Raw genomic sequence first — 21,198 nt, forward strand, 5'->3', positions numbered from 1 at the left:
GGTAACTTTCGGCCATGACCTCGCCCCCCACCACGGACTGTGTCATCACCGCCGAATTCGTCGCCCGCCTGGCCGAGCGGGCCGGCGAAGCCGAGGAGCTACGACGGCTTCCCGACGCGACAGTGACCGACCTCGTCGACTCCCGCTTCACCGAACTGCTGGTTCCCGCCCGCTACGGCGGTCAGCAGGCCGATTTCCCGGCGATCCTGGATCCGGTACGCCGGATGGCCCACGGGTGCACGTCGAGCGCCTGGACCATCGGCTTCCTGGCCCTGCACAACTGGATGCTGTCGCTGTTCGGCGAGCAGGCCCAGGAGGAGGCATTCGCGAGCCGCCCGTTCCTGGCACCGGCCCCACTGGCACCGACCGGGCGCGGCCTGCCCGCCGATGGCGGTGTGCGCCTGAGCGGCAGGTGGTCGTGGGCCACCGGCGTCATGCACGGGAACTGGATCATCGTGGCCGCACTGTGCGGACCCGACGATGCGTTGTACCCGGCGCTGGCGCTGCTGCCCATCAGCGATGTGACCGTGGCCGACGTGTGGCACACCGACGGCATGCGAGCCACCGGTTCCAACGACGCCATCGCCACCGACGTCTTCGTCCCGGAGCACCGGCTGGTGAAAGTGCTCGACATCTATTCCGGTACCGCGCCGGGCGCCGGGTTGCACGACAGCAGCACCTACCGCTGGCCGATGGTGCCCGCGCTGGCCCTGCTGGCGGCGATGCCCGCCCTCGGCAGCGCCGAGCGGGTCACCGAGATCTACGCGCAGCGCCTCGGCGAGCGGGTGCTGCCCTACGAAGGCGTCATGCAGAAGGACAAGCCGATCGCTCAGGCGCATCTGGCCGGGGCCCAGGTACGGGTGCGCGCGTTGCGCGCCCTGCTCGCCGACACCGTCGGTGAGATCGAGGCCATCGTTGGGTCCGGTGACCCGGTGGACAAGCCGGTGCGCGCACAGGCCCGGCTGGCGGCGGCGCACATCGTCGCCGAATCCAAGGCGGTGATCGCCGATCTGATGGGCGCGGGCGGCGCGAGCATCCATTTTCTGTCCAGCCCGTTGCAGCGGTTCAAGCGCGATGTCGACGTGTTGTCCGGCCACGTGGTGTTCGACTACGACACCAGCCGCGAGTTGGCCGGTGCGCTGACGCTGGGGATGAAGATCCCCCGTACCTCCATGATCTGAGCGAGCTGATCTGACGGAAGAGATTGATGAAGACTCTGTGGATCGAGGCCAGCCCAAAGGGGGACGACGCGTTGTCCTCGCAACTGGCGCAGGCCTATCTGGATGCTGCCGACACGGTAGGCGGCGTGGAACGCCTGTCAGTGTGGGACGACGATGTACTACGGTTCGGCCGGGATGCGGCGATCGCGAAATTCGCGCAGCTGTTCGGCGAGCCGATCACCGAGGACCAGCAGGCGGTGTGGCAGCAGGTGCTCGCCGAGATCGAGCGGGTACGTGGCTTCGACCGGCTAGTGGTGTCCTCCCCCATGTGGAATTGGCACGTGCCACATGCCCTCAAGGCCTGGATCGACATCATCGTGCAGCCGGTGGCCAGCTTCACCCTCAACGAACGTGGTGAACACGTGGGCACTCTCGGTGAGGGAAAACCGTTGCAGCTCATCCTGACCCGCAGCAGCGCGTACGACGGCCGCCACCCTGAACTGCAGGATTTCCAGAAGCCGTATCTGGAGTACGTGTTCGGGATGCTCGGGTACCGCGTCGACACCCTGGTGGTGGAACCCACCACACGATGGACACCGGCCGAGCGGGAACGGATGCGCACAGAGGCAGTCGCCCGGGCACGCGCGGCAGCGGGCGCCTCCGGAGCTTGACCGGCCCGGCAGGATCCCGACCCTCAACCCCCTTGTCGCCAGCGGTAACAAAAAGTAAAGTCACTTTCAGTTTTCATTCCGAACCGTTCAGGAGTCGAGCATGGAATCCTTCGTCCATCTGCGTAAAGGCAAGACCCCCAAACGGGTGCATGCCGATCTCGACGGCCTCAAGGACGACGAACTCGGTCGCGGCGGGTTCGTCGGCCGCACCGCCAACATGTACCGGCGCAATGACCCCACCGCCTACCGCACCGTCGGCCCGCTGCGCCCCACCGACGTGTTGTCCAGCGAGCTCAAGCCCAGCGACGCCACCGATGCGCACGGCGGGCCGCTGCTGATGTTCTCCAACGCCGACTGCCAGGTGCTGCTGAGCCGGCGTACCGAGGAGATGCCGTTCTTCGTCCGCTACGTCGACGGCGACCTGCTGCTGTTCGTGCACAAGGGATCGGGCCTGCTCGAAACCGAGTTCGGCCCGCTGCGCTACCGCGAGGGCGACTGGGTCTACATCCCGAAGGCCTGCACGTTCCGCCAGGTGCCCGACAGTCAGAGCACGTGGCTGATGATCCAGGCCACCGACGATTTCCGGGTCCCGCCGGCCGGCACCCTGGGCCGGCACTTCCCGTTCGACCCGGCGCAGGTCACCATCCCCGAGCCCGCGCCGATCGACGACGATGGGCGGGAAGAGTACGAGGTGCGCCTGATACACGATGGTGGCCCGACATCTCTTTTCTACCAACACAATCCCCTCGACGTGGAAGGCTGGCGGGGCGACAACTTCCCGTTCACCTTCAACATCGAGGACTACACCGTCATCACCTCCGAGAGCGTGCACCTGCCACCGACCGTGCACCTCTTCATGCAGGCCACCGGCGTGTACGTGATGAACTTCCTGCCCAAGCCCGCCGAGAGTGTGCCCGGCACCGAGCGCACTCCCTGGTACCACCGCAATGTCGACTACGACGAGATCGCGTTCTTCCACGGCGGAACCCTCTACGGCATCCCGATGCCGCCCGGCCTGGTTTCCCATGCACCGCAGGGCGTTCACCACGGGGCGCCCGAGAAGGCGCGGGAACGCGCGCGCCGCAAATTCGACGATTACGACCGGGTCGACTGGTCGGTGATCGCCATCGACACCCGTCGTCGTCTCATCCCGTCCGCCGAAATCCTCGCCAACGATCTGGGGCAGCACTAATGACAACAGCCGAAGCACCCGTGAAGCACGAGTATGACCGCGTCCCGTATCTGGTTGCCTACCAGAACAACTCGTCGGTGCGCGACGTGTACGGCGGCGTCGCCGAGCTCGTGGTACTCGAGAGCTACCTGCTACGCCCAAAGAAGCCGTCCGACACCGTATTGGTGTTCATGCACCCGATCGGCGGCGGCGCGTACCTACCGATGATCAATGCGCTGGCCCGCGCCGGACACCATGTCATCTACTGCAACAGTCGGTTTCGCGGCACCGACTCGGCCCTGCTGATGGAGAAGGTGGTCGAGGATCTCGGCGAGTGCATCAAGGACGCCAAGAACCGGCTGGGCTACGACAAGGTGGTGCTGGCCGGGTGGAGCGGCGGCGGCTCGCTGTCGGTGTTCTACCAGCAGCAGGCACAGCACCCGACGGTGACGGCGAGCCCGTCCGGCGACGGGCCGGACCTGACCAAGCTGGGCCTGACCCCGGCCGACGGAATCATGCTGCTGGCCGCGCACATCAGCCGGCACGGCACCATGACCGAATGGATGGACGCGTCGATCCTCGACGAGAACGATCCGTCAAAGCGGGATCCCGAACTCGACCTCTACAACCCGGACAACCCCAACCAGCCGCCGTACACGGCGGAATTCCTGGAGCGCTACCACGCGGCCCAGATCGCCCGGAACCGGCGGATCACCAAGTGGGTCAAAGAAAAGCTGGCCGAGCTCAAGGCCGCCGGGCGGCCGGATGACGAGTTCGCGTTCGTCGTGCACGGCACCATGGCTGACCCGCGATGGCTGGACCCCACCGTCGATCCCAACGATCGCAAACCCGGTACCTGTTATCTGGGTGATCCCCAGGTGGTCAACATGAGCCCGGTCGGCCTCGCGCGATTCTGCACGCTGCGCAGCTGGCTGTCGCAGTGGAGCTATGACGATGCCAACGGTGACGCCGTCAAGGCCGGGCCGGATATCGCGGTCCCCGCCCTGGTGATCGGGAACCTGGCAGACGACGCCTGCACGCCCAGCCACACCCGCCGGCTCTATGAAGCGATCGGCCATTCCGACAAGGAGATGCACGAGATCCCCGGCGCCAACCATTACTACTCGGGCCCAGATCAGCGCGGCACCCTGCGCCAGGCCGTCGCAGTCTGCACGGATTGGCTGCACCGGCACGGATTTTCAGCATGACCACCGGAGCCTTGGACGGGGTTCGGGTGATCGAGCTCGGCACCCTGATCTCGGGTCCGTTCGCCGGCCGGCTGCTGGGCGACATGGGCGCCGAGGTGATCAAGATCGAACTTCCGGCCACCCCGGATCCGTTACGCACCTGGGGGCAGGCCGAGCTCGACGGGCACCACTTCTTCTGGACCGTGCACGCCCGCAACAAGAAGGCCGTCACCCTGGACCTTCGGACCGCCAAGGGCCGCGAGTTGTTTCTCGAGCTGGTCGAACGGTCCGACATCATCGTGGAGAACTTCCGGCCCGGCACCCTGGAGAAGTGGAATCTGGGCTACGACGTTCTGCGCGAACACAATAAGGGCATCATCCTGGTGCGGGTGTCCGGGTACGGGCAGACCGGTCCGGATGCAGGCAAGGCCGGCTACGCCTCGGTGGCCGAAGCGTCGAGCGGACTGCGGCATATGAACGGGTTCCCGGGCGGTCCCCCACCGCGGCTGGCCCTGTCCCTGGGCGACAGCCTGGCCGGCATGTTCGCCACCCAGGGCGCCCTGGCCGCACTGTACCGGCGGACCGTCACCGGCGAAGGTCAGATCGTCGACACCGCACTGACCGAAAGTTGCCTGGCCATACAGGAATCCACCATCCCCGACTACGACGTCGGCGGGGTGGTGCGCGGGCCGTCGGGCACCCGGCTGGAAGGCATCGCGCCGTCGAACATCTATCAGAGCGCCAACGGCAGCTGGGTGGTGATCGCGGCCAACCAGGACACCGTGTTCCGCCGGTTGTGCGCGGCGATGGACAGTCCGGAGCTGGCGACCGACGATCGGTTCTCCAATCACGTTGCCCGCGGCCGTAATCAGGACGAGCTGGACAAGATCATCGGCGACTGGGCCGGTAAGCGGCAGCCGGAGGACATCATCGACACCCTGTCGCAGGCCGGGGTGATCAGCGGGCCGATCAACACCGTGGCCGAGGTCATGCAGGATCCGCAACTGCAGGCCCGCGGCATGCTCGCCGACCACTTCGACGAACGGGTGCAGCGCAACGTCAAGGGCCCCGGCGTCGTCCCGGTGCTCTCCGAGTCACCCGGCACGATCCGCAACGCCGGGTCGGCCCGGCCGGGCCAGCACAACGACGAGGTGTACGGCGGCCTGCTCGGACGCAGTGCACACGACCTGGAAACCCTGCGCGCCGAGGGGGTGCTGTGAGATGAACCTGCCCACAAAGGTCGACATCCGCGAGGTGTGCCTGCGGGACGGCCTGCAGATCGAGACGCCGATCCCATTGTCCGCCAAGGTGGCGATCCTCGAGGCCATCGTCGCCACCGGAGTGCGGGAAGTGGAGGCGACGGCGTTCGTCTCCCCCTCGAAAGTGCCTGCCCTGGCCGACGCGGCCGAACTCGCCGAAGAACTGCACAGATTCGGTGACGTGGAGTTCTCCGCGCTGGTCGCCAGCGCAGGCGGCGCCAAACGCGCCATCGCCGCGGGCCTACGTTCCATCGAATACGTGGTATCCGCATCGGATGCCCACTCCCACGCCAATGTCGGACGTACCTCGGCGGAGGCCACCGCACAGATCGCCGACATCGTGGCCATCGCGGCGGACAGCGGTACCTCGGTCGAGGTGATCATCGCCACCGCCTGGGACTGCCCGTTCGACGGCCCGACCGATCCGCAGCGGGTGCTCGACATCGCCTCGGCTGCGGTTGGTTCCGGTGTCAACCGGATCGCCATCGCCGACACCATCGGCACCACCACCCCGCGCCGGGTGAGCTCCTTGATCGCGCAGGTCCGGCCGCTGATCGGTGACCTGCCGCTGGGCGCACACTTTCACAACACCCGCGGCGCCGGTCTGGCCAGCGCTTACGCGGCCGTGCAATCCGGGGTCACCCGCCTGGACGCGTCGGTCGGCGGATTGGGCGGCTGCCCGTTCGCCCCGGGTGCGAGCGGCAACATCGCCACCGAGGACCTGGTCTACATGTTGCGCGACAGCGAGATCGCCGTCGACGTCGACCTGTCCGCAGCCATCGAGGCAGCACGTGTCGCGCAGGAGTCCGTGGGCCACGAGCTTCCCAGCGCCCTGCTGCGCGCCGGCGACCGGATCTTGGGCTGAGACGTCGATGACCGCTGCCGAGCTGGGCACGAAAGGCCGCCAGACGCGCGCGGCGATCGAGCTTGCCGCGCGGAAACTGTTCGCCGAGCGGGGTTTCCACGGGACCACCCTGTCCGACATCACCTCTGCCGCGGGCAAGAGCCCGGCGGTGTTCTACCGGTATTTCACCGACAAAGAGGACCTGCTGGCGGCCTTGGCCGAATCGTTCCTGCACGACGTCGTCGAGCCGTCCGGTCTGAACCTGCACCTGCCGGACTCCCCGGAGGACACCGAGTTCTTCACCACCGTGGCCACCGGTTACTGGAACATCTTCAAACAGAACATCGGCATCATGATCGCGGTCGCCCAACTGGCCGCCACCCAGCAGCGGTTCGCCGATGTGCAGAACAAGTTCCGCCGGTTCGGCATCGACATCGTCATCGCGTCGGTGCACCACGCGCAGGAGCAGGGCCACGCCCAGGGACTACAACCAGAACACGTGGCGGCGGCCATCGCCCTGCTGTTCGAGAACTTCACCACGGTATTCGTCGGCCAATCGGGGCTCGGCATCGAGATCAACGACGCCGAAGCCATCACCACCCTGTCCACCATCTGGAAGAAGACCCTGTACGGCTTCTGATCCGAGAAAGAGAGATCGCAGTGGATTTCGCTTTGCCCGAACATCTTTCAACCGTGCTTTCCGAGATGGACGAGTTCATCGAGGCTGAGATCAAGCCGCTTGAGCGCGAACACATGCAGTACTTCGACCAGCGCCGCGAGTACGCCCGCACCGACTGGGACAACGGCGGGATACCCGCCCGGGCCTGGGAGGATCTGCTGGGCGAGATGCGTCGGCGTGCCGATGCTGCCGGCTGGCTCCGGTATGGGTTACCGGCCCGATTCGGCGGGCGTGACGGCAGCAACCTGGACATGGCGGTGATCCGGGAACACCTGGCACACAAAGGCCTCGGACTGCACAACGACCTGCAGGACGAGTCCTCGATCGTGGGCAACTTTCCGCAGGTGATCATGATGGACCGGTTCGGCACCGAGGCGCAGAAGGCCGAATGGGTGGAGGCGATGCTCACCGGCAAGCGCTCGATGGCGTTCGGCCTGACCGAACCCGACCACGGTTCGGATGCCACCTGGCTGGAGACCACGGCGATACCTGACGGGGATGGCTGGATCATCAACGGCCGCAAGCGGTGGAACACCGGAGTACACCGGGCCACACACGATCTGATCTTCGCCCGGACCTCCGGCGAGCCCGGACAAGCCCGTGGCATCTCGGCATTCCTGGTTCCCACCGACGCGCCGGGATTCACCGTCCCGTTCTACTGGTGGACGTTCAACATGCCCACCGATCACGGTGAGGTGGAGCTGGACAACGTGCGGGTGCCCGCCGATGCGGTGCTCGGCGAGGTTGACCGCGGCCTGGAGGTCGGGCAGACCTTCCTGCATGAGAACCGGATTCGTCAGGCGGCCAGCAGTCTGGGCGCCGCCCAGTTCTGCATCGACCGCGCCGTGGACTACGCCAACCGGCGCATGGTGTTCGGCAAGCCGCTAGCGGTGAACCAGGCCGTCCAGTGGCCCTTGGTGGAATTGCAGACCGAGGCGCAGATGGTCCGGCTGCTGGTCCGGTACGCCGCGACGCAGCTGGACCAGAACCACCACATGGAGGTCTCCGACAAGGTCTCGATGGCCAACTACCGCGCCAACCGCTTGGTGTGCGAGGCCGCCGACCGGGCCATGCAGGTGCACGGCGGCATCGGCTACAGCCGTCACGAACCGTTCGAGCACATCTACCGCCACCATCGGCGCTACCGGATCACCGAAGGTGCCGAGGAGATCCAGATGCGCCGGGTGGCGCAGCGACTGTTCGGGTTCGGCAAGGCCAAGCGGTGACCGACATCGGCTCGCTCTCCACCGGGCTGGTCGACGTCCTCACCCCGGTGCTGGGCGCCGGCGTCGCTGTCGAGAATCTTCGCGAGCTGACCGGCGGAGCCAGCCGCACCACCTGGTCGTTCGACGCTGTCACGGACTCGGCTCGGCGCCCCCTGATCCTGCGTACCGGCGCTCCCGATGAGGTCCACGCCGGAATGGAACTGGAGGCCGGTGCCCAACGGGCGGCGGCGCTGGCCGGAGCACCGGTCCCCCACGTGCTGGTCGCCGACAATTCCGTTGCCGCGCTGGGTGATCCGTTCCTGATCTGCGACTTCATCGGTGGTGAGACCATCGTCCGGCGTATTCAGCGCATGCTCGACGACGCCGGCCGGGCCCGGCTGCTCACCCAGTGCGCACAGGCACTGGCGGCCATCCACCGGGCCTCACCGCCCGCTGTGCCCGGCCTGGTCGAGCAGGACCAGGTAGCCCAATGGCGTGAGCAACTCGACGAGATGGGCGATACCACCGCCACTTTCGAGTGGGCGTTTCGCTGGCTGGATGCCAACCGGCCGCCCGCGTCACCGCTGCGGCTCGTGCACGGCGACTTCCGGATGGGCAATGTCATCGTCGACGACTCGGGCCTGGCCGCGGTACTGGACTGGGAGTTGGTGCACCTCGGCGAGGTGTACGAGGATCTGGCCTGGTTCTGCATCCGGGCCTGGCGGTTCGGTGCGCCCGCCGCCCTCGGGGCGGGCGGACTGGGCAGCATCGAGAGCTTTCTGGACGACTACGAGGACGCCGGCGGGCAGGCGCTGGACCGGTCGGCGATCCGCTGGTGGCTCGTCCTCGCCACCCTGCGCTGGGGCGTCATCTGCCGCTACCAGGCCGAGCGGCATCTGAGCGGGCAGACCCGATCGGTGGAGTTGGCAACCATCGGCCGTCGGGTGTGCGAAACCGAATGGGACCTGCTGTGTCTGCTGGACGGGAGCAGCTGGTGAGCAACCTGTACGGACGACCGACCGCGGCTGAACTCGTGGCCGCGGTGGCGGAGTTCCTCGACACCGAGGTACGTGAACACACCGCCGGACCCGTGAGCTTTCACGCCCGCGTGGCGGCCAACGCCCTGCGCATGGTCGAACGCGAACTGCTGGCGTCCGACACCCCTGCTACGGCCACCGCCTCGTCGGCGGCCTTGACCGGCATCGGGTTCGCCGACGAGGCCGCGCTGGCGGCGGCGATCCGGGCCGGTGAACTCGACGACCGAGCCGAGGACGTCACCACCTGCCTGCGCGTCCTGGTGCGTCAGCGACTGGCCGCCGCACACCCGGGCTACGACAAACCGTGAACCCCTGTCGCGCCGAGATCTACACCACGGTCGTGGCAGCCGAGGCCGCACCGCCCTGGTGTAGATCTCGGCGTGCAGGTGTGGAGTCCGTCGTTCGAATCTGAATCCAAGCCAAGGAGGCCGATGATGTCCCCCACCCACACCCAGGTCATCGAGGATGTCGCACACCGACTGTTCGATGCGATCGAACGCGCCGACAAGGACGGGGTGGCTCGGCTGTGGGCCGATGACGTCGCGGTATGGCACAGCGGCGACTCCCGTGACAACGACCGCGCCCGTGCCCTGAAGGTGATCGACTGGTTCATCGAGGCCACCGGTGCGCGCCGCTACGAAGTGCTGGACCGGCAGTTCTTCGACGGCGGATTTGTCCAGCAGCATGTCCTGCACGCCACCGCCCGTGACGGGGCATTGATCGCGTTGCGGGTGTGCATCGTGATCAAGGTGGGTACGGACGGTCTGATCCACCGGATCGACGAATACTTCGATCCGAAGGACATCGCACCCCTGTTCATCTGACCTCGAGCCGACGCATTTGGAGGTGTCATGGCCACACTCAGCGACATCCTGACCACACACGCGGGAAACTGGACCCTGGTCCCGGGCCGGTCCCGGGTGTCGTTCCAGAACAAGACGCTGTGGGGCCTCTCCACCGTCACCGGCCGGTTCACCGAGTTCACCGGTGAGGGCACCGCCGCCGATGAGGTGAGCGGCCGGGTGGTGATCGCGGCGGCATCGGTGCATACCGGGATCGGTAAGCGGGACAACCACCTGCGATCCGCCGATTTCTTCGATATCGAGACACATCCCGATATCACCGTGCAGGTGACGGGCCTGGGGGCGGCCGACGACGGCAGCGCGCGGTTGACGACGGTCCTGACGATCCGGGGCGTGTCCAAGACCGTCGACCTGCCGGTGACCCTCCAGGTTCTCGACGACGGCGCCCTGCAGCTGTCGGGCCGGTGCGAGGTCCAGCGAGGCGACTTCGGCGTGTCGGGAGACCTGCTCGGAATGGTCGGTCCGACAACCGTCCTGACCGGTGAACTGGTGTTCACCCGGGGCTGATGCGCTGCAACAGAATTCGCTGAGTTGTCCGGCCAACGGGGTCATGCGCAGTAACATCGCCAGCATGGCCGGCCCCGCGCCGCTGCGCATCCTGGTGTACAGCGACAACCCGCGCACCCGCGAGCAGGTACGTCTGGCACTGGGCAAACGCCTGCGCCCGGAGATTCCCGAACTGCGGTACGTCGAGGTCGCGACCGCACCGATGGTGATCTCGAAGATGGACGCCGGGGGCATCGACCTGGCCATCCTCGACGGCGAAGCCACCCCGGCCGGGGGCCTGGGAGTGGCCAAACAGCTCAAGGACGAGGTGGCGGATTGCCCACCTGTCCTGGTGCTCACCGGGCGACCCGACGATGCCTGGCTGGCTAGCTGGTCACAGGCGGAGGCCGCCGTGCCACACCCGATCGACCCGATCCGTCTGGGCGATGCCGTGGTGTCGTTGCTGCGCTCGCCGGTACGATAATTTTTCCGCGAATTACCCTGTTGCCGTTGACTTTCGCGGCACAGCTGTGGCCGCAGCGACACTCTGCCCCGATATGAAACGATACTAACCAAAATGTGTGGCGTAGGCCGCAAACCTCGCTAGGCTGTGGGTTAGCTCACATCGACAGCCCACCGAGGGAGCGATACGCGGCATGAATCTCTACACGCCCATCCTGGTTCTGGGAGCGATCGCGGCTGCATTCGCGGTGGGTTCCGTGGGCATCGCGCTCCTCATCGGGCCGCGCCGCTACAACCGGTCCAAACTTGAGGCCTACGAATGCGGTATCGAACCGATGCAGCCCGGGGCCGCCGGCGTGACGGGCCAGCGCATGCCGATCCGGTACTACCTGACCGCGATGTTGTTCATCGTGTTCGACATCGAAATCGTCTTCCTCTACCCCTGGGCCGTGGCGTTCGACAACCTCGGCCTGTTCGCACTGGTGGAGATGTTGCTGTTCATGCTCACGGTGTTCGTGGCGTACGCCTATGTCTGGCGGCGAGGGGGTCTGAATTGGGACTAGAGGAGCGCCTGCCGGGTGGAATCCTGCTGTCGACGGTGGAGGCGGTCGCCGGTTACGTCCGTAAAGGGTCGTTGTGGCCGGCCACCTTCGGCCTGGCCTGCTGCGCCATCGAGATGATGTCGACCGCCGGGCCGCGTTTCGACATCGCCCGGTTCGGTATGGAGCGGTTCTCCGCGACGCCACGACAGGCCGACCTGATGATCGTCGCCGGCCGAGTCAGCCAGAAGATGGCACCGGTGCTGCGACAGATCTACGACCAGATGGCCGAACCGAAATGGGTGCTGGCCATGGGGGTTTGCGCATCCTCCGGCGGCATGTTCAACAACTATGCGGTGGTCCAGGGCGTCGATCATGTGGTGCCCGTGGACATCTACCTGCCCGGTTGCCCACCCCGGCCGGAGATGCTACTACACGCAATCCTCAAGCTGCACGACAAGATTCAGCAGATGCCGCTCGGGGTGAACCGCGAGGAGGCCATCCGGGAGGCCGAACAGGCAGCACTGGCAGCCACCCCCACCATCGAACTCAAGGGGCTGCTGCGGTGAGCGCACTCGACGGTAGTGGTGCGGGTACCGACCCGGCCACCGGCGATTCTCCCGAGCTGATCGCAACGCGGCGCGGCATGTTCGGCGTCTCGGGAACCGGCGACACATCGGGGTACGGCCGTCTGGTGCGGTCGGTGGAATTACCCGGAAGCTCACCTCGACCCTACGGCCGATATTTCGATGACGTCGTCGACCGACTCGCCGAAATCCTCGGTGACGAGCGCTATGCGGTCTCGATCGAGCGGGTCGTGGTCTACCGCGACGAGTTGACGCTGGAGGTCAGCCGAGTCCAGTTGCCTGCGGTGGCCAGTGTGCTGCGCGACGATCCCCAACTGCGGTTCGAACTGTGCCTCGGCGTCAGCGGGGTGCACTACCCCGACGACACCGGCCGCGAACTGCACGCGGTGTACCCACTGATGTCGATCACCCACAACCGGCGGATTCGGCTGGAAGTCGCCGCCCCCGACGCCGATCCGCACATACCGTCGCTGTTCGCGGTTTATCCGACCACCGACTGGCATGAACGCGAAACCTACGACTTCTTCGGCATCGTGTTCGACGGCCATCCGGCACTCACCCGGATCGAGATGCCGGACGACTGGGTCGGTCACCCTCAGCGCAAGGACTACCCACTGGGGGGCATTCCGGTCGAATACCACGGCGCGCGGATCCCACCGCCCGATCAGCGGAGGTCCTACAACTGATGAGTACCGAAGCTCCCGTTGTGGTCGTCGGCGGACAAGACTGGGACGACGTGGTCGCTGCCGCCCGCGAGCACGCCGGCGAACGCATCGTGGTCAACATGGGCCCGCAGCATCCGTCGACCCACGGGGTGCTGCGGCTGATTCTGGAGATCGAGGGCGAGATCATCACCGAAGCCCGTTGCGGCATCGGCTATCTGCACACCGGCATCGAGAAGAACCTCGAATACCGGAACTGGACGCAAGGCGTCACCTTCGTCACCCGGATGGACTACCTGTCCCCGTTCTTCAACGAGACCGCGTACTGCCTGGGCGTGGAGAAACTGCTCGGCGTCACCGACGATGTTCCCGCGCGCGCCAGCGTGATCCGGGTGATGCTGATGGAGCTCAACCGAATCTCCTCGCACCTGGTGGCGCTGGCCACCGGCGGTATGGAACTCGGCGCGATGTCGGCCATGTTTTATGGGTTCCGCGACCGCGAGGAGATCCTGCGGGTCTTCGAGTCGATCACCGGCTTGCGGATGAACCATGCCTACATCCGGCCGGGCGGGTTGGCCGCCGATCTGCCCGACGATGCGGTCAGCCAGGTGCAGGCATTACTCGATCTGTTGCCGAAAAGCTTGCAGGACTTGGAGGATCTACTCAACGAGAACTACATCTGGAAGGCCCGCACCATAGGGGTCGGGTATCTCGACCTGACCGGGTGCATGGCACTGGGGATCACCGGGCCGGTGTTGCGCTCCACCGGGCTCCCCCACGATCTGCGGCGCGCGGAACCGTACTGCGGATACGAGGACTACGAATTCGACGTCATTACCGACGACCGCTGTGACTCCTACGGCCGGTACCTCATCCGGGTCAAGGAGATGCGGGAGTCGTTGAAGATCGTCGAGCAGTGCCTGGACAAACTGGGGAAATTGGGTCCAGGCCCGGTGATGATCACCGACAAGAAGCTGGCCTGGCCGGCAGATCTCAAGGTCGGTCCGGACGGCCTGGGCAACTCCCCCGAGCACATCGCCAAGATCATGGGCCACTCCATGGAGGGCCTGATCCATCACTTCAAGCTTGTCACCGAGGGCATCCGGGTACCGGCCGGACAGGTATACGTCGCAGTGGAGTCCCCGCGTGGCGAGCTCGGGGTGCACATGGTGTCCGACGGCGGAACCCGGCCCTACCGGGTGCACTACCGCGATCCCTCGTTCACGAATCTGCAAGCGGTGGCGGCGATGTGCGAGGGCGGCATGGTGGCCGACGCCATCGCCGCGGTGGCCTCGATCGACCCGGTCATGGGAGGGGTTGACAGATGAGTGAGGTGTTCCTGGAGCTGGGGCAGCGCCCCGATGAGGTGGGCCCGCCGATCAACGGGCCCGCGGCGTATCCGGAGGATGTGACGGCCCGGCTCACCGCCGACGCCGAGCAGATCCTTTCCCGCTATCCCGATGCGCGCTCGGCCCTACTACCACTGCTACACCTGGTACAGGCCGAGAACGGTTGTCTCACCCCCGCCGGGATCGGTTTCTGCGCAACACTGTTGGGGCTTACCGACGCCGAGGTCACCGCGGTGGCCACGTTCTACTCGATGTACCGACGCACGCCCGCCGGTGACTACCTCGTCGGCGTATGCACCAACACGTTGTGCGCGATCATGGGTGGCGACGCGATCCTGGATGCGCTCCAGGAACATCTGAACCTCCGCGCCGGTGAAACCACCGACTCCGCCGAAGGAAAGGCCACCGTCACCCTCGAGCACATCGAGTGCAACGCGGCATGCGATTACGCCCCGGTGGTGATGGTGAACTGGGAGTTCTACGACAACCAGACCCCTTCCTCGGCACGGGATCTGGTGGATGGGCTACGCGGTGGAACACCCCCGGAACCCACCCGCGGGGCACCGCTGTGCACGTTCCGGGAAACAGCGCGCACACTGGCCGGCCTGACCGATCCGCACGCACCCGGCGGCGCCCCTGGGGCGGCCACCCTGGCCGGACTGCGCGAAGCCCGCAAACGTGGCATGTCCGCCCCCGAAGCGCCAGGTCCGGTCACATGACGGCGCTGTCTCCGGTACTGAGCCGATTCTGGGACGAACCGCAACCGTGGACGTTGGACACCTACCGCCGTCACGACGGGTACCTGGGGCTGCAGCGCGCCCTGGCGATGGCACCGGACGACGTGATCGCGTTGGTGAAGGATTCCGGGCTGCGCGGGCGCGGCGGCGCCGGGTTCCCGACCGGGACCAAGTGGTCGTTCATTCCGCAGGAGCGGAGCGACCCGACTGCGCAGGGTGAGGACGGCGCCGGCGCCAAACCGCACTATCTCGTCGTCAACGCCGACGAGTCGGAACCCGGTACCTGCAAAGATATTCCGCTGATGCTGACCACCCCGCACTTCCTGGTCGAGGGCATCATCATCGCGGCATATGCGATCCGGGCCAGTCATGCGTTCATCTATGTCCGTGGCGAGGTGGTGCCGGTGCTGCGTCGCCTCCAAGCGGCGGTGGCCGAGGCGTACGCGAACGGATACCTGGGCACCGACATCCTCGGTTCGGGCTTCGATCTGGAACTGACCGTTCACGCCGGTGCGGGTGCCTACATCTGCGGTGAGGAGACCGCGCTGCTGGATTCCCTGGAGGGCCGTCGAGGCCAACCACGCCTGCGCCCACCGTTTCCCGCCGTCGCAGGTCTGTACGCCTGCCCGACGGTGGTCAACAATGTCGAGTCGATCGCCAGCGTCCCGCCGATCATGGTCAACGGGGTGGAATGGTTCCGGTCGATGGGTTCGGAGAAATCCCCCGGCTTCACCCTGTATTCGCTCTCGGGGCACGTCAATCGGCCCGGCCAGTACGAGGCGCCGCTCGGGATCACCCTGCGCGAACTGCTCGACTATGCCGGCGGTGTCCGCGACGGGCACACGTTGAAGTTCTGGACCCCGGGCGGTTCGTCGACACCGCTGCTGACAGCCGAACACATCGATGTACCACTGGATTACGAAGGTATGGCCTCGGTCGGATCCATGCTCGGCACCAAGGCGCTGCAGATCTTTGACGAGACCACCTGTGTCGTGCGGGCGGTGCGGCGCTGGTCACAGTTCTACGCCCACGAGTCGTGCGGAAAATGCACACCGTGCCGCGAAGGCACCTACTGGCTGGAGCAGATCTACGCCCGGCTGGAAACCGGTGCGGGCACCCAGGACGACATCGACAAACTGCTCGATATCGCCGATACCGTCTTCGGAAAGTCCTTCTGCGCGTTGGGTGATGGTGCTGCCACGCCGGTGATGTCGTCGATCAGCCATTTCCGCGACGAGTACGTGGCGCACTTGGACGGGGGCTGTCCGTTCGATCCACACGCCTCGACATTGCTGGCGGCCGAACAGGCGGGTGCGTAGATGTATCTCACCGCGAGGAGAGGGGGACGTGCATGACGCTGGCCGAGCCGACCAAGGACACCCCGCCGGTGGAGATGGTGTCACTCACCATCGACGGCGAGCAGATCAGTGTCCCCAAGGGCACCTTGGTGATTCGTGCCGCCGAGTTGATCGGCGTCCAGATCCCGCGGTTCTGTGATCACCCGTTGCTCGACCCGGTGGGGGCGTGTCGGCAGTGCCTCGTCGAAATCGAGGGCCAGCGCAAACCGATGGCCTCGTGTACCACCACCGTCAGCCCCGACATGGTCGTGCACACCCAGCACACCTCCGAGGCCGCCGACAAGGCCCAGCACGGTGTGATGGAACTGCTGCTGATCAACCATCCGCTGGACTGCCCGGTCTGCGACAAGGGCGGCGAATGTCCACTCCAGAACCAGGCGATGTCCAACGGGCGACCGGAAACCCGCTTCGACGACGTCAAGCGGCCGTTTCCGAAACCGGTCAGCATCTCCACACAGGTGTTGCTGGACCGTGAACGGTGCGTGCTGTGTGCGCGCTGCACCCGGTTCTCCACCCAGATCGCCGGCGACCCGTTCATCGAGATGCTGGAACGCGGTGCGCTGCAACAGGTCGGGATCGCCGGGAGTGAACCTTTCCAATCCTACTTCTCCGGTAACACCGTGCAGATCTGTCCGGTGGGGGCGCTCACCGGGACGGCCTACCGGTTCCGGGCCCGACCCTTCGATCTGGTGTCCAGCCCCAGTGTCTGCGAGCACTGCGCCTCCGGCTGTGCCCAACGCACCGATCACCGGCGCGGGAAAGTGCTGCGGCGCTTGGCCGGTGACGACCCCGAGGTCAACGAGGAGTGGAACTGCGACAAGGGCCGGTGGGCCTTCACCTACGCGAGGGTCGGTGACCGGATCACCACGCCGTTGGTCCGCGAGGACGGCGCGCTACGTCCGGCGTCCTGGTCGGAGGCGCTGACGGTCGCCGGGGCGGGCCTGCTGGCGGCGGGTGCCAACTCCGGTGTTCTGGTGGGCGGCCGATGCACCGTACAGGACGCCTATGCGTACTCGAAGTTTGCTCGGATGGCTCTGGGCACCAACGACATCGACTTCCGGGCCCGGCCGCACTCGGCTGAAGAGGCCGATTTCCTCGCCGCCCGCATCGCCGGTCAACCCATGACGTTGCGTTACGCCGAACTGGAGCAGGCCCCGACGGTGCTGCTGGTCGGTTTGGAGCCCGAGGAGGAATCCCCGATCGTCTTCCTGCGGTTGCGCAAGGCCGCCCGCAAGCGCGGCCTGCAGGTGCTCGCGATCGCATCGTTGGCCAGCCGTGGGCTGACCAAAATGGCAGGCACCCTGATCCCGACCGTCCCCGGGGACGAGGCCGCAGCACTGGATGCGCTACAGACCGACGAGCGGCTGCGGCGACCCGGCGCGGCGATCCTGGTGGGTGAACGGTTGGCCTGCTCACCGGGGGCATTGTCGGCGGCGCTGCGCCTGGCCGCGGCGACCGGGGCCCGGTTGGCCTGGATTCCACGTCGCGCCGGTGAGCGCGGCGCGGTGGAGGCCGGTGCGCTGCCGAACCTGTTGCCCGGCGGACGTCCCGTGAGCGACAGCGACGCCCGCGCACAGACCGCGGCGGTGTGGAACAGCACCGAGCTGCCTTCCACGACCGGCCGCGATACCAGCACCATCCTGGCGGCAGCCGCCGGCGGAACGATCTCGGCACTCGTCATCGGCGGCGTCGAGATCACCGATCTACCCGACCCGGCCGTGGCGGTGGCGGCGCTGCGGGCCACCCCGTTCGTGGTGAGTCTCGAACTGCGCGAGAGCGAGGTCACCGACCTGGCCGATGTGGTGTTCCCGGTCGCACCTGTGGTGGAGAAGGCCGGCGCATATCTCAACTGGGAAGGACGGATTCGTCCGTTCGGACCGGCATTGCAGACCAACGCGATTCCCGACCTTCGGGTGCTGCACTACCTGGCCGACGAGATCGGCGTCGATCTCGGCCTGACCGGACCCGAAGGCGCCGACGGTGAGCTGGCCCGGCTCGGCCCCTGGACGGGTCCCCGTGCCACCGCACCGTCGGAGACGCCCGCGAAACCCCCGAGTGTGGGTCCCGGGCAGGCGGTGCTGTCGAGCTGGCGTCTCCTGTTGGATGCCGGACGTCTTCAGGACGGTGAGCCCTACCTGGCGGGCACTGCGGTCAGCCCCGTACTCCGTCTGTCGGCGGCCACGGCCGCCGAACTCGATGTGACAGCCGGTGATCCGGTGACCGTCCGCACCGACCGCGGCGCTGTCACGTTGCCGCTGTCGGTGACCGACATGCCGGACCGGGTGGTGTGGGTACCGACCAATTCCCCGGGCTCGGCGATCCATCGCCAACTCGGGGTGACCTCGGGTGCGGTGGTATCGATCGGACGGGCCGACTCATGACCTACCCGGATCCCACCCTGTTCGGCCACGATCCGTGGTGGCTGATCCTGGCGAAGGCCCTCGGGGTGTTCGTCTTCCTGCTGCTGACCGTGCTGGCGGCGATCCTGATCGAACGTAAGGTGCTGGGCCGCATGCAGATGCGGCCCGGCCCCAACCGGGTCGGACCCTGGGGGCTGCTGCAGTCGTTGGCCGACGGCGTGAAACTCGCACTCAAAGAGGGCCTCACCCCGACCGGCGTCGACAAACCCCTCTACCTGCTGGCCCCGATCATCTCGGTGATCCCGGCGTTCATGGCGTTCGCGGTGATCCCGATGGGCGGCGAGGTGTCGGTGTTCGGTCACCGCACCGCACTGCAGTTGACCGACCTGCCCGTGGCGGTGCTCTATATCCTGGCCGTCACCTCGATCGGGGTATACGGCCTCGTGCTGGCCGGTTGGTCGTCAGGATCGGTCTACCCACTGCTGGGCGGCCTGCGGTCCAGCGCCCAGGTGATCTCCTATGAGGTCGCGATGGGATTGTCGTTCGTCGCGGTGTTCCTCTACGCGGGCACGATGTCCACCTCGGGCATCGTCGCGGCTCAGGATCGCATCTGGTTTGTGTTCCTGCTGCTGCCGTCGTTCGCCGTGTACGTGACCTCCATGGTGGGCGAAACCAACCGGGCGCCTTTCGATCTCCCCGAGGCGGAGGGAGAACTCGTCGGCGGATTCCACACCGAGTACTCGTCACTCAAGTTCGCGATGTTCATGCTCGCCGAGTACGTCAACATGACCACCGTGTCGGCGTTGGCCACCACGATGTTCCTCGGTGGCTGGCACGCACCGTTCCCGTTCAACCTGATCGAGGGCGCCAACAGCGGTTGGTGGCCGCTGTTGTGGTTCACCGCCAAGGTGTGGACCTTCATGTTCTTCTACTTCTGGCTTCGGGCCACCCTCCCCCGACTGCGCTACGACCAGTTCATGGCATTGGGCTGGAAGGTTCTCATCCCGGTGTCGCTGGTGTGGATCATGGTCGTCGCGGTCACCCACAGCCTGCGCGAGAACGGGTACCACAACTGGTCCACGGGTTTGGTGACGACGGCGATCGTGGTGGTCGCCGTGCTGGCGGCTGCGCTGTGGAAAACGCTGCGGGGCAGAACTCTTCCACCGATACCCGAGCAGAGCACCGGCGTCTATCCGGTGCCGCCGCTGCCGAATGCCGGAAAGGAGGCTGTCGATGTCTAAGAAGCCCAAGATCCTGGAGGCCCTGGCCGGGTTTGGCGTCACCTTCGGCTCGATGTTCAAAAAGCCGGTGACCGAGGAGTATCCGGAGAAGCCGGGACCCGTCGCACCGCGCTATCACGGCCGCCACCAACTCAACCGCTACCCCGACGGTCTGGAGAAGTGCATCGGCTGCGAGCTGTGCGCCTGGGCCTGCCCGGCCGACGCCATCTTCGTCGAAGGCGCCGACAACACCGATGCCGAACGCTTCGCGCCCGGTGAGCGCTACGGCCAGGTGTACCAGATCAATTACCTGCGCTGCATCGGCTGTGGGTTGTGCATCGAGGCATGCCCCACCCGTGCGCTGACCATGACCAACGAATACGAGATGGCCGACGACAATCGGGCAGATCTGATCTGGGGCAAGGACAAGCTGCTGGCCCCGTTGCAACCCGGCATGCAGGCACCGCCACATGAGATGGCGCCAGGCAGTACCGACGACGACTACTACCTCGGCCGGATCAACCCACTGTCCCAGGACACACCGTGAGACCGGACCTGCTGGTGTTGGCGGCCGGGCAGGGCGCACAACTGGTCGACGCGGGTGCGGCCCGCACCTCGACGTCGGAGGCGGTGCTGTTCTGGATTCTGGGAACGGTCGCAGTGCTCGGCGCCATCGGAGTGGTGGCGGCACCGAAAGCGGTGTATTCAGCGGTGTTCCTGGCCTGCACCATGATCGCCCTGGCGGTGCTCTACATCGCCCAGGACGCATTGTTCCTCGGCGTGGTGCAGGTGGTGGTCTACACCGGAGCGGTGATGATGCTGTTCCTGTTCGTGTTGATGCTGATCGGGGTCGACCTGAACGAATCGCTCACCGAAACGCTGCGCGGGCAACGCCTCGCGGCGTTGGTCGCCGGCACCGGCTTCGGGGTCCTGCTGATCGCCGGGATCGGCAACGTATCCGTCAGCGGGTTCACCGGAGAAGGGGCCAACGCTACATCGATGGGTCGCTCGGCGAGCCTCGCTCCCGAAGCCAACGTGGAAGGACTCGCCGCGCTGATCTTCACCCGGTACCTGTGGGCATTCGAGCTGACCAGCACACTGCTGATCACCGCGGCGCTGGGCGCGATGGTGTTGGCGCACCGGGAACGCTTCGCGCGCCGTAAGACCCAGCGCGAACTGGCCATCGAACGGTTTCAGCGCGGTGGTCATCCGACCCCGTTGCCGAATCCCGGTGTCTACGCCCGGCATAACGCGGTCGATGTTCCGGCGCGGCTGCCCGACGGCTCCGACGCGGCAGTATCGGTCAGTGCGATTCTGCCGCGGCGCACGATCAATGACTCGTCGGACTCCGGAGGGTGATGC

At 66.4% G+C, this 21,198-nt stretch carries 23 protein-coding genes; all 23 read left to right on the forward strand.

Annotated features, from left to right (window positions below; genetic code table 11):
* Positions 1–14 precede the first annotated feature (14 nt).
* Positions 15–1,181 (forward strand): acyl-CoA dehydrogenase family protein, encoded by a 1,167-nt coding sequence (locus G6N44_RS08915; protein WP_163663192.1) that lies wholly within the window; start codon positions 15–17, stop codon positions 1,179–1,181.
* 26 nt (positions 1,182–1,207) lie between these two features.
* Positions 1,208–1,831 (forward strand): NAD(P)H-dependent oxidoreductase, encoded by a 624-nt coding sequence (locus G6N44_RS08920; RefSeq protein WP_163663196.1) that lies wholly within the window; start codon positions 1,208–1,210, stop codon positions 1,829–1,831.
* 100 nt (positions 1,832–1,931) lie between these two features.
* Positions 1,932–3,023 carry a homogentisate 1,2-dioxygenase gene (locus G6N44_RS08925; RefSeq protein ID WP_163663199.1) on the forward strand — a complete coding sequence of 364 codons (1,092 nt, stop codon included), beginning with the start codon at positions 1,932–1,934 and terminating at the stop codon, positions 3,021–3,023.
* The gene (locus G6N44_RS08930; protein WP_163663202.1) at positions 3,023–4,210 is read left to right on the forward strand and encodes an alpha/beta hydrolase family protein; all 1,188 of its coding nucleotides are present in this window, start codon (positions 3,023–3,025) and stop codon (positions 4,208–4,210) included. Before G6N44_RS08925 ends, G6N44_RS08930 begins: the two co-directional genes overlap by 1 nt.
* Positions 4,207–5,409, forward strand: a complete 1,203-nt coding sequence (locus tag G6N44_RS08935; protein ID WP_163663205.1) for a CaiB/BaiF CoA transferase family protein — start codon at positions 4,207–4,209, stop codon at positions 5,407–5,409. The genes G6N44_RS08930 and G6N44_RS08935 overlap by 4 nt, the downstream gene beginning before the upstream one ends.
* Before the next feature lies 1 nt (position 5,410).
* Positions 5,411–6,313 carry a hydroxymethylglutaryl-CoA lyase gene (locus tag G6N44_RS08940; protein ID WP_163663207.1) on the forward strand — a complete coding sequence of 301 codons (903 nt, stop codon included), beginning with the start codon at positions 5,411–5,413 and terminating at the stop codon, positions 6,311–6,313.
* Between the two features lie 7 nt (positions 6,314–6,320).
* Complete coding sequence (locus tag G6N44_RS08945; RefSeq protein WP_163663210.1) at positions 6,321–6,932, forward strand: TetR/AcrR family transcriptional regulator; 612 nt, start codon at positions 6,321–6,323, stop codon at positions 6,930–6,932.
* Positions 6,933–6,952: 20 nt separating this feature from the next.
* A complete protein-coding gene (locus G6N44_RS08950; protein ID WP_163663213.1) occupies positions 6,953–8,197 on the forward strand; it encodes an acyl-CoA dehydrogenase family protein in 1,245 nt (414 codons plus the stop codon).
* Entirely contained in the window at positions 8,194–9,174 is a 981-nt protein-coding gene (locus G6N44_RS08955) for a phosphotransferase family protein (protein ID WP_163663216.1), read from the forward strand. Before G6N44_RS08950 ends, G6N44_RS08955 begins: the two co-directional genes overlap by 4 nt.
* Complete coding sequence (locus tag G6N44_RS08960; RefSeq protein WP_163663219.1) at positions 9,135–9,521, forward strand: DUF6285 domain-containing protein; 387 nt, start codon at positions 9,135–9,137, stop codon at positions 9,519–9,521. The genes G6N44_RS08955 and G6N44_RS08960 overlap by 40 nt, the downstream gene beginning before the upstream one ends.
* A 126-nt stretch (positions 9,522–9,647) precedes the next feature.
* Positions 9,648–10,037 carry a nuclear transport factor 2 family protein gene (locus G6N44_RS08965; protein WP_163669751.1) on the forward strand — a complete coding sequence of 130 codons (390 nt, stop codon included), beginning with the start codon at positions 9,648–9,650 and terminating at the stop codon, positions 10,035–10,037.
* Between the two features lie 27 nt (positions 10,038–10,064).
* Positions 10,065–10,583, forward strand: coding sequence for a YceI family protein (locus G6N44_RS08970; protein WP_163663222.1), 519 nt, complete (start codon positions 10,065–10,067; stop codon positions 10,581–10,583).
* Positions 10,584–10,647: 64 nt separating this feature from the next.
* On the forward strand, positions 10,648–11,046 hold the full coding sequence (locus tag G6N44_RS08975; protein ID WP_163663225.1) for an Rv3143 family two-component system response regulator: 399 nt from the start codon (positions 10,648–10,650) through the stop codon (positions 11,044–11,046).
* 172 nt (positions 11,047–11,218) lie between these two features.
* Complete coding sequence (locus tag G6N44_RS08980) at positions 11,219–11,587, forward strand: NADH-quinone oxidoreductase subunit A (RefSeq protein WP_163663228.1); 369 nt, start codon at positions 11,219–11,221, stop codon at positions 11,585–11,587.
* Entirely contained in the window at positions 11,578–12,132 is a 555-nt protein-coding gene (locus G6N44_RS08985) for a NuoB/complex I 20 kDa subunit family protein (RefSeq protein ID WP_163663231.1), read from the forward strand. Before G6N44_RS08980 ends, G6N44_RS08985 begins: the two co-directional genes overlap by 10 nt.
* Before the next feature lie 77 nt (positions 12,133–12,209).
* Positions 12,210–12,836 (forward strand): NADH-quinone oxidoreductase subunit C, encoded by a 627-nt coding sequence (locus G6N44_RS08990; protein ID WP_235683061.1) that lies wholly within the window; start codon positions 12,210–12,212, stop codon positions 12,834–12,836.
* Entirely contained in the window at positions 12,836–14,140 is a 1,305-nt protein-coding gene (gene nuoD, locus G6N44_RS08995) for an NADH dehydrogenase (quinone) subunit D (protein WP_163663237.1), read from the forward strand. Before G6N44_RS08990 ends, nuoD begins: the two co-directional genes overlap by 1 nt.
* The gene (gene nuoE, locus G6N44_RS09000) at positions 14,137–14,880 is read left to right on the forward strand and encodes an NADH-quinone oxidoreductase subunit NuoE (protein ID WP_163663240.1); all 744 of its coding nucleotides are present in this window, start codon (positions 14,137–14,139) and stop codon (positions 14,878–14,880) included. The genes nuoD and nuoE overlap by 4 nt, the downstream gene beginning before the upstream one ends.
* On the forward strand, positions 14,877–16,217 hold the full coding sequence (gene nuoF / locus G6N44_RS09005; protein WP_163663243.1) for an NADH-quinone oxidoreductase subunit NuoF: 1,341 nt from the start codon (positions 14,877–14,879) through the stop codon (positions 16,215–16,217). Before nuoE ends, nuoF begins: the two co-directional genes overlap by 4 nt.
* A gap of 32 nt (positions 16,218–16,249) precedes the next feature.
* Positions 16,250–18,637, forward strand: a complete 2,388-nt coding sequence (locus tag G6N44_RS09010; protein ID WP_163663246.1) for an NADH-quinone oxidoreductase subunit G — start codon at positions 16,250–16,252, stop codon at positions 18,635–18,637.
* Positions 18,634–19,857 (forward strand): NADH-quinone oxidoreductase subunit NuoH, encoded by a 1,224-nt coding sequence (nuoH, locus tag G6N44_RS09015; RefSeq protein ID WP_163663248.1) that lies wholly within the window; start codon positions 18,634–18,636, stop codon positions 19,855–19,857. The genes G6N44_RS09010 and nuoH overlap by 4 nt, the downstream gene beginning before the upstream one ends.
* On the forward strand, positions 19,829–20,383 hold the full coding sequence (gene nuoI / locus G6N44_RS09020; protein ID WP_372508188.1) for an NADH-quinone oxidoreductase subunit NuoI: 555 nt from the start codon (positions 19,829–19,831) through the stop codon (positions 20,381–20,383). Before nuoH ends, nuoI begins: the two co-directional genes overlap by 29 nt.
* Positions 20,380–21,195 carry an NADH-quinone oxidoreductase subunit J gene (locus G6N44_RS09025; RefSeq protein WP_372508189.1) on the forward strand — a complete coding sequence of 272 codons (816 nt, stop codon included), beginning with the start codon at positions 20,380–20,382 and terminating at the stop codon, positions 21,193–21,195. Before nuoI ends, G6N44_RS09025 begins: the two co-directional genes overlap by 4 nt.
* Positions 21,196–21,198 lie beyond the last annotated feature (3 nt).

The sequence above is a fragment of the Mycolicibacterium alvei genome (assembly GCF_010727325.1).
In the GTDB taxonomy this organism is placed as follows: Bacteria; Actinomycetota; Actinomycetes; order Mycobacteriales; family Mycobacteriaceae; genus Mycobacterium; species Mycobacterium alvei.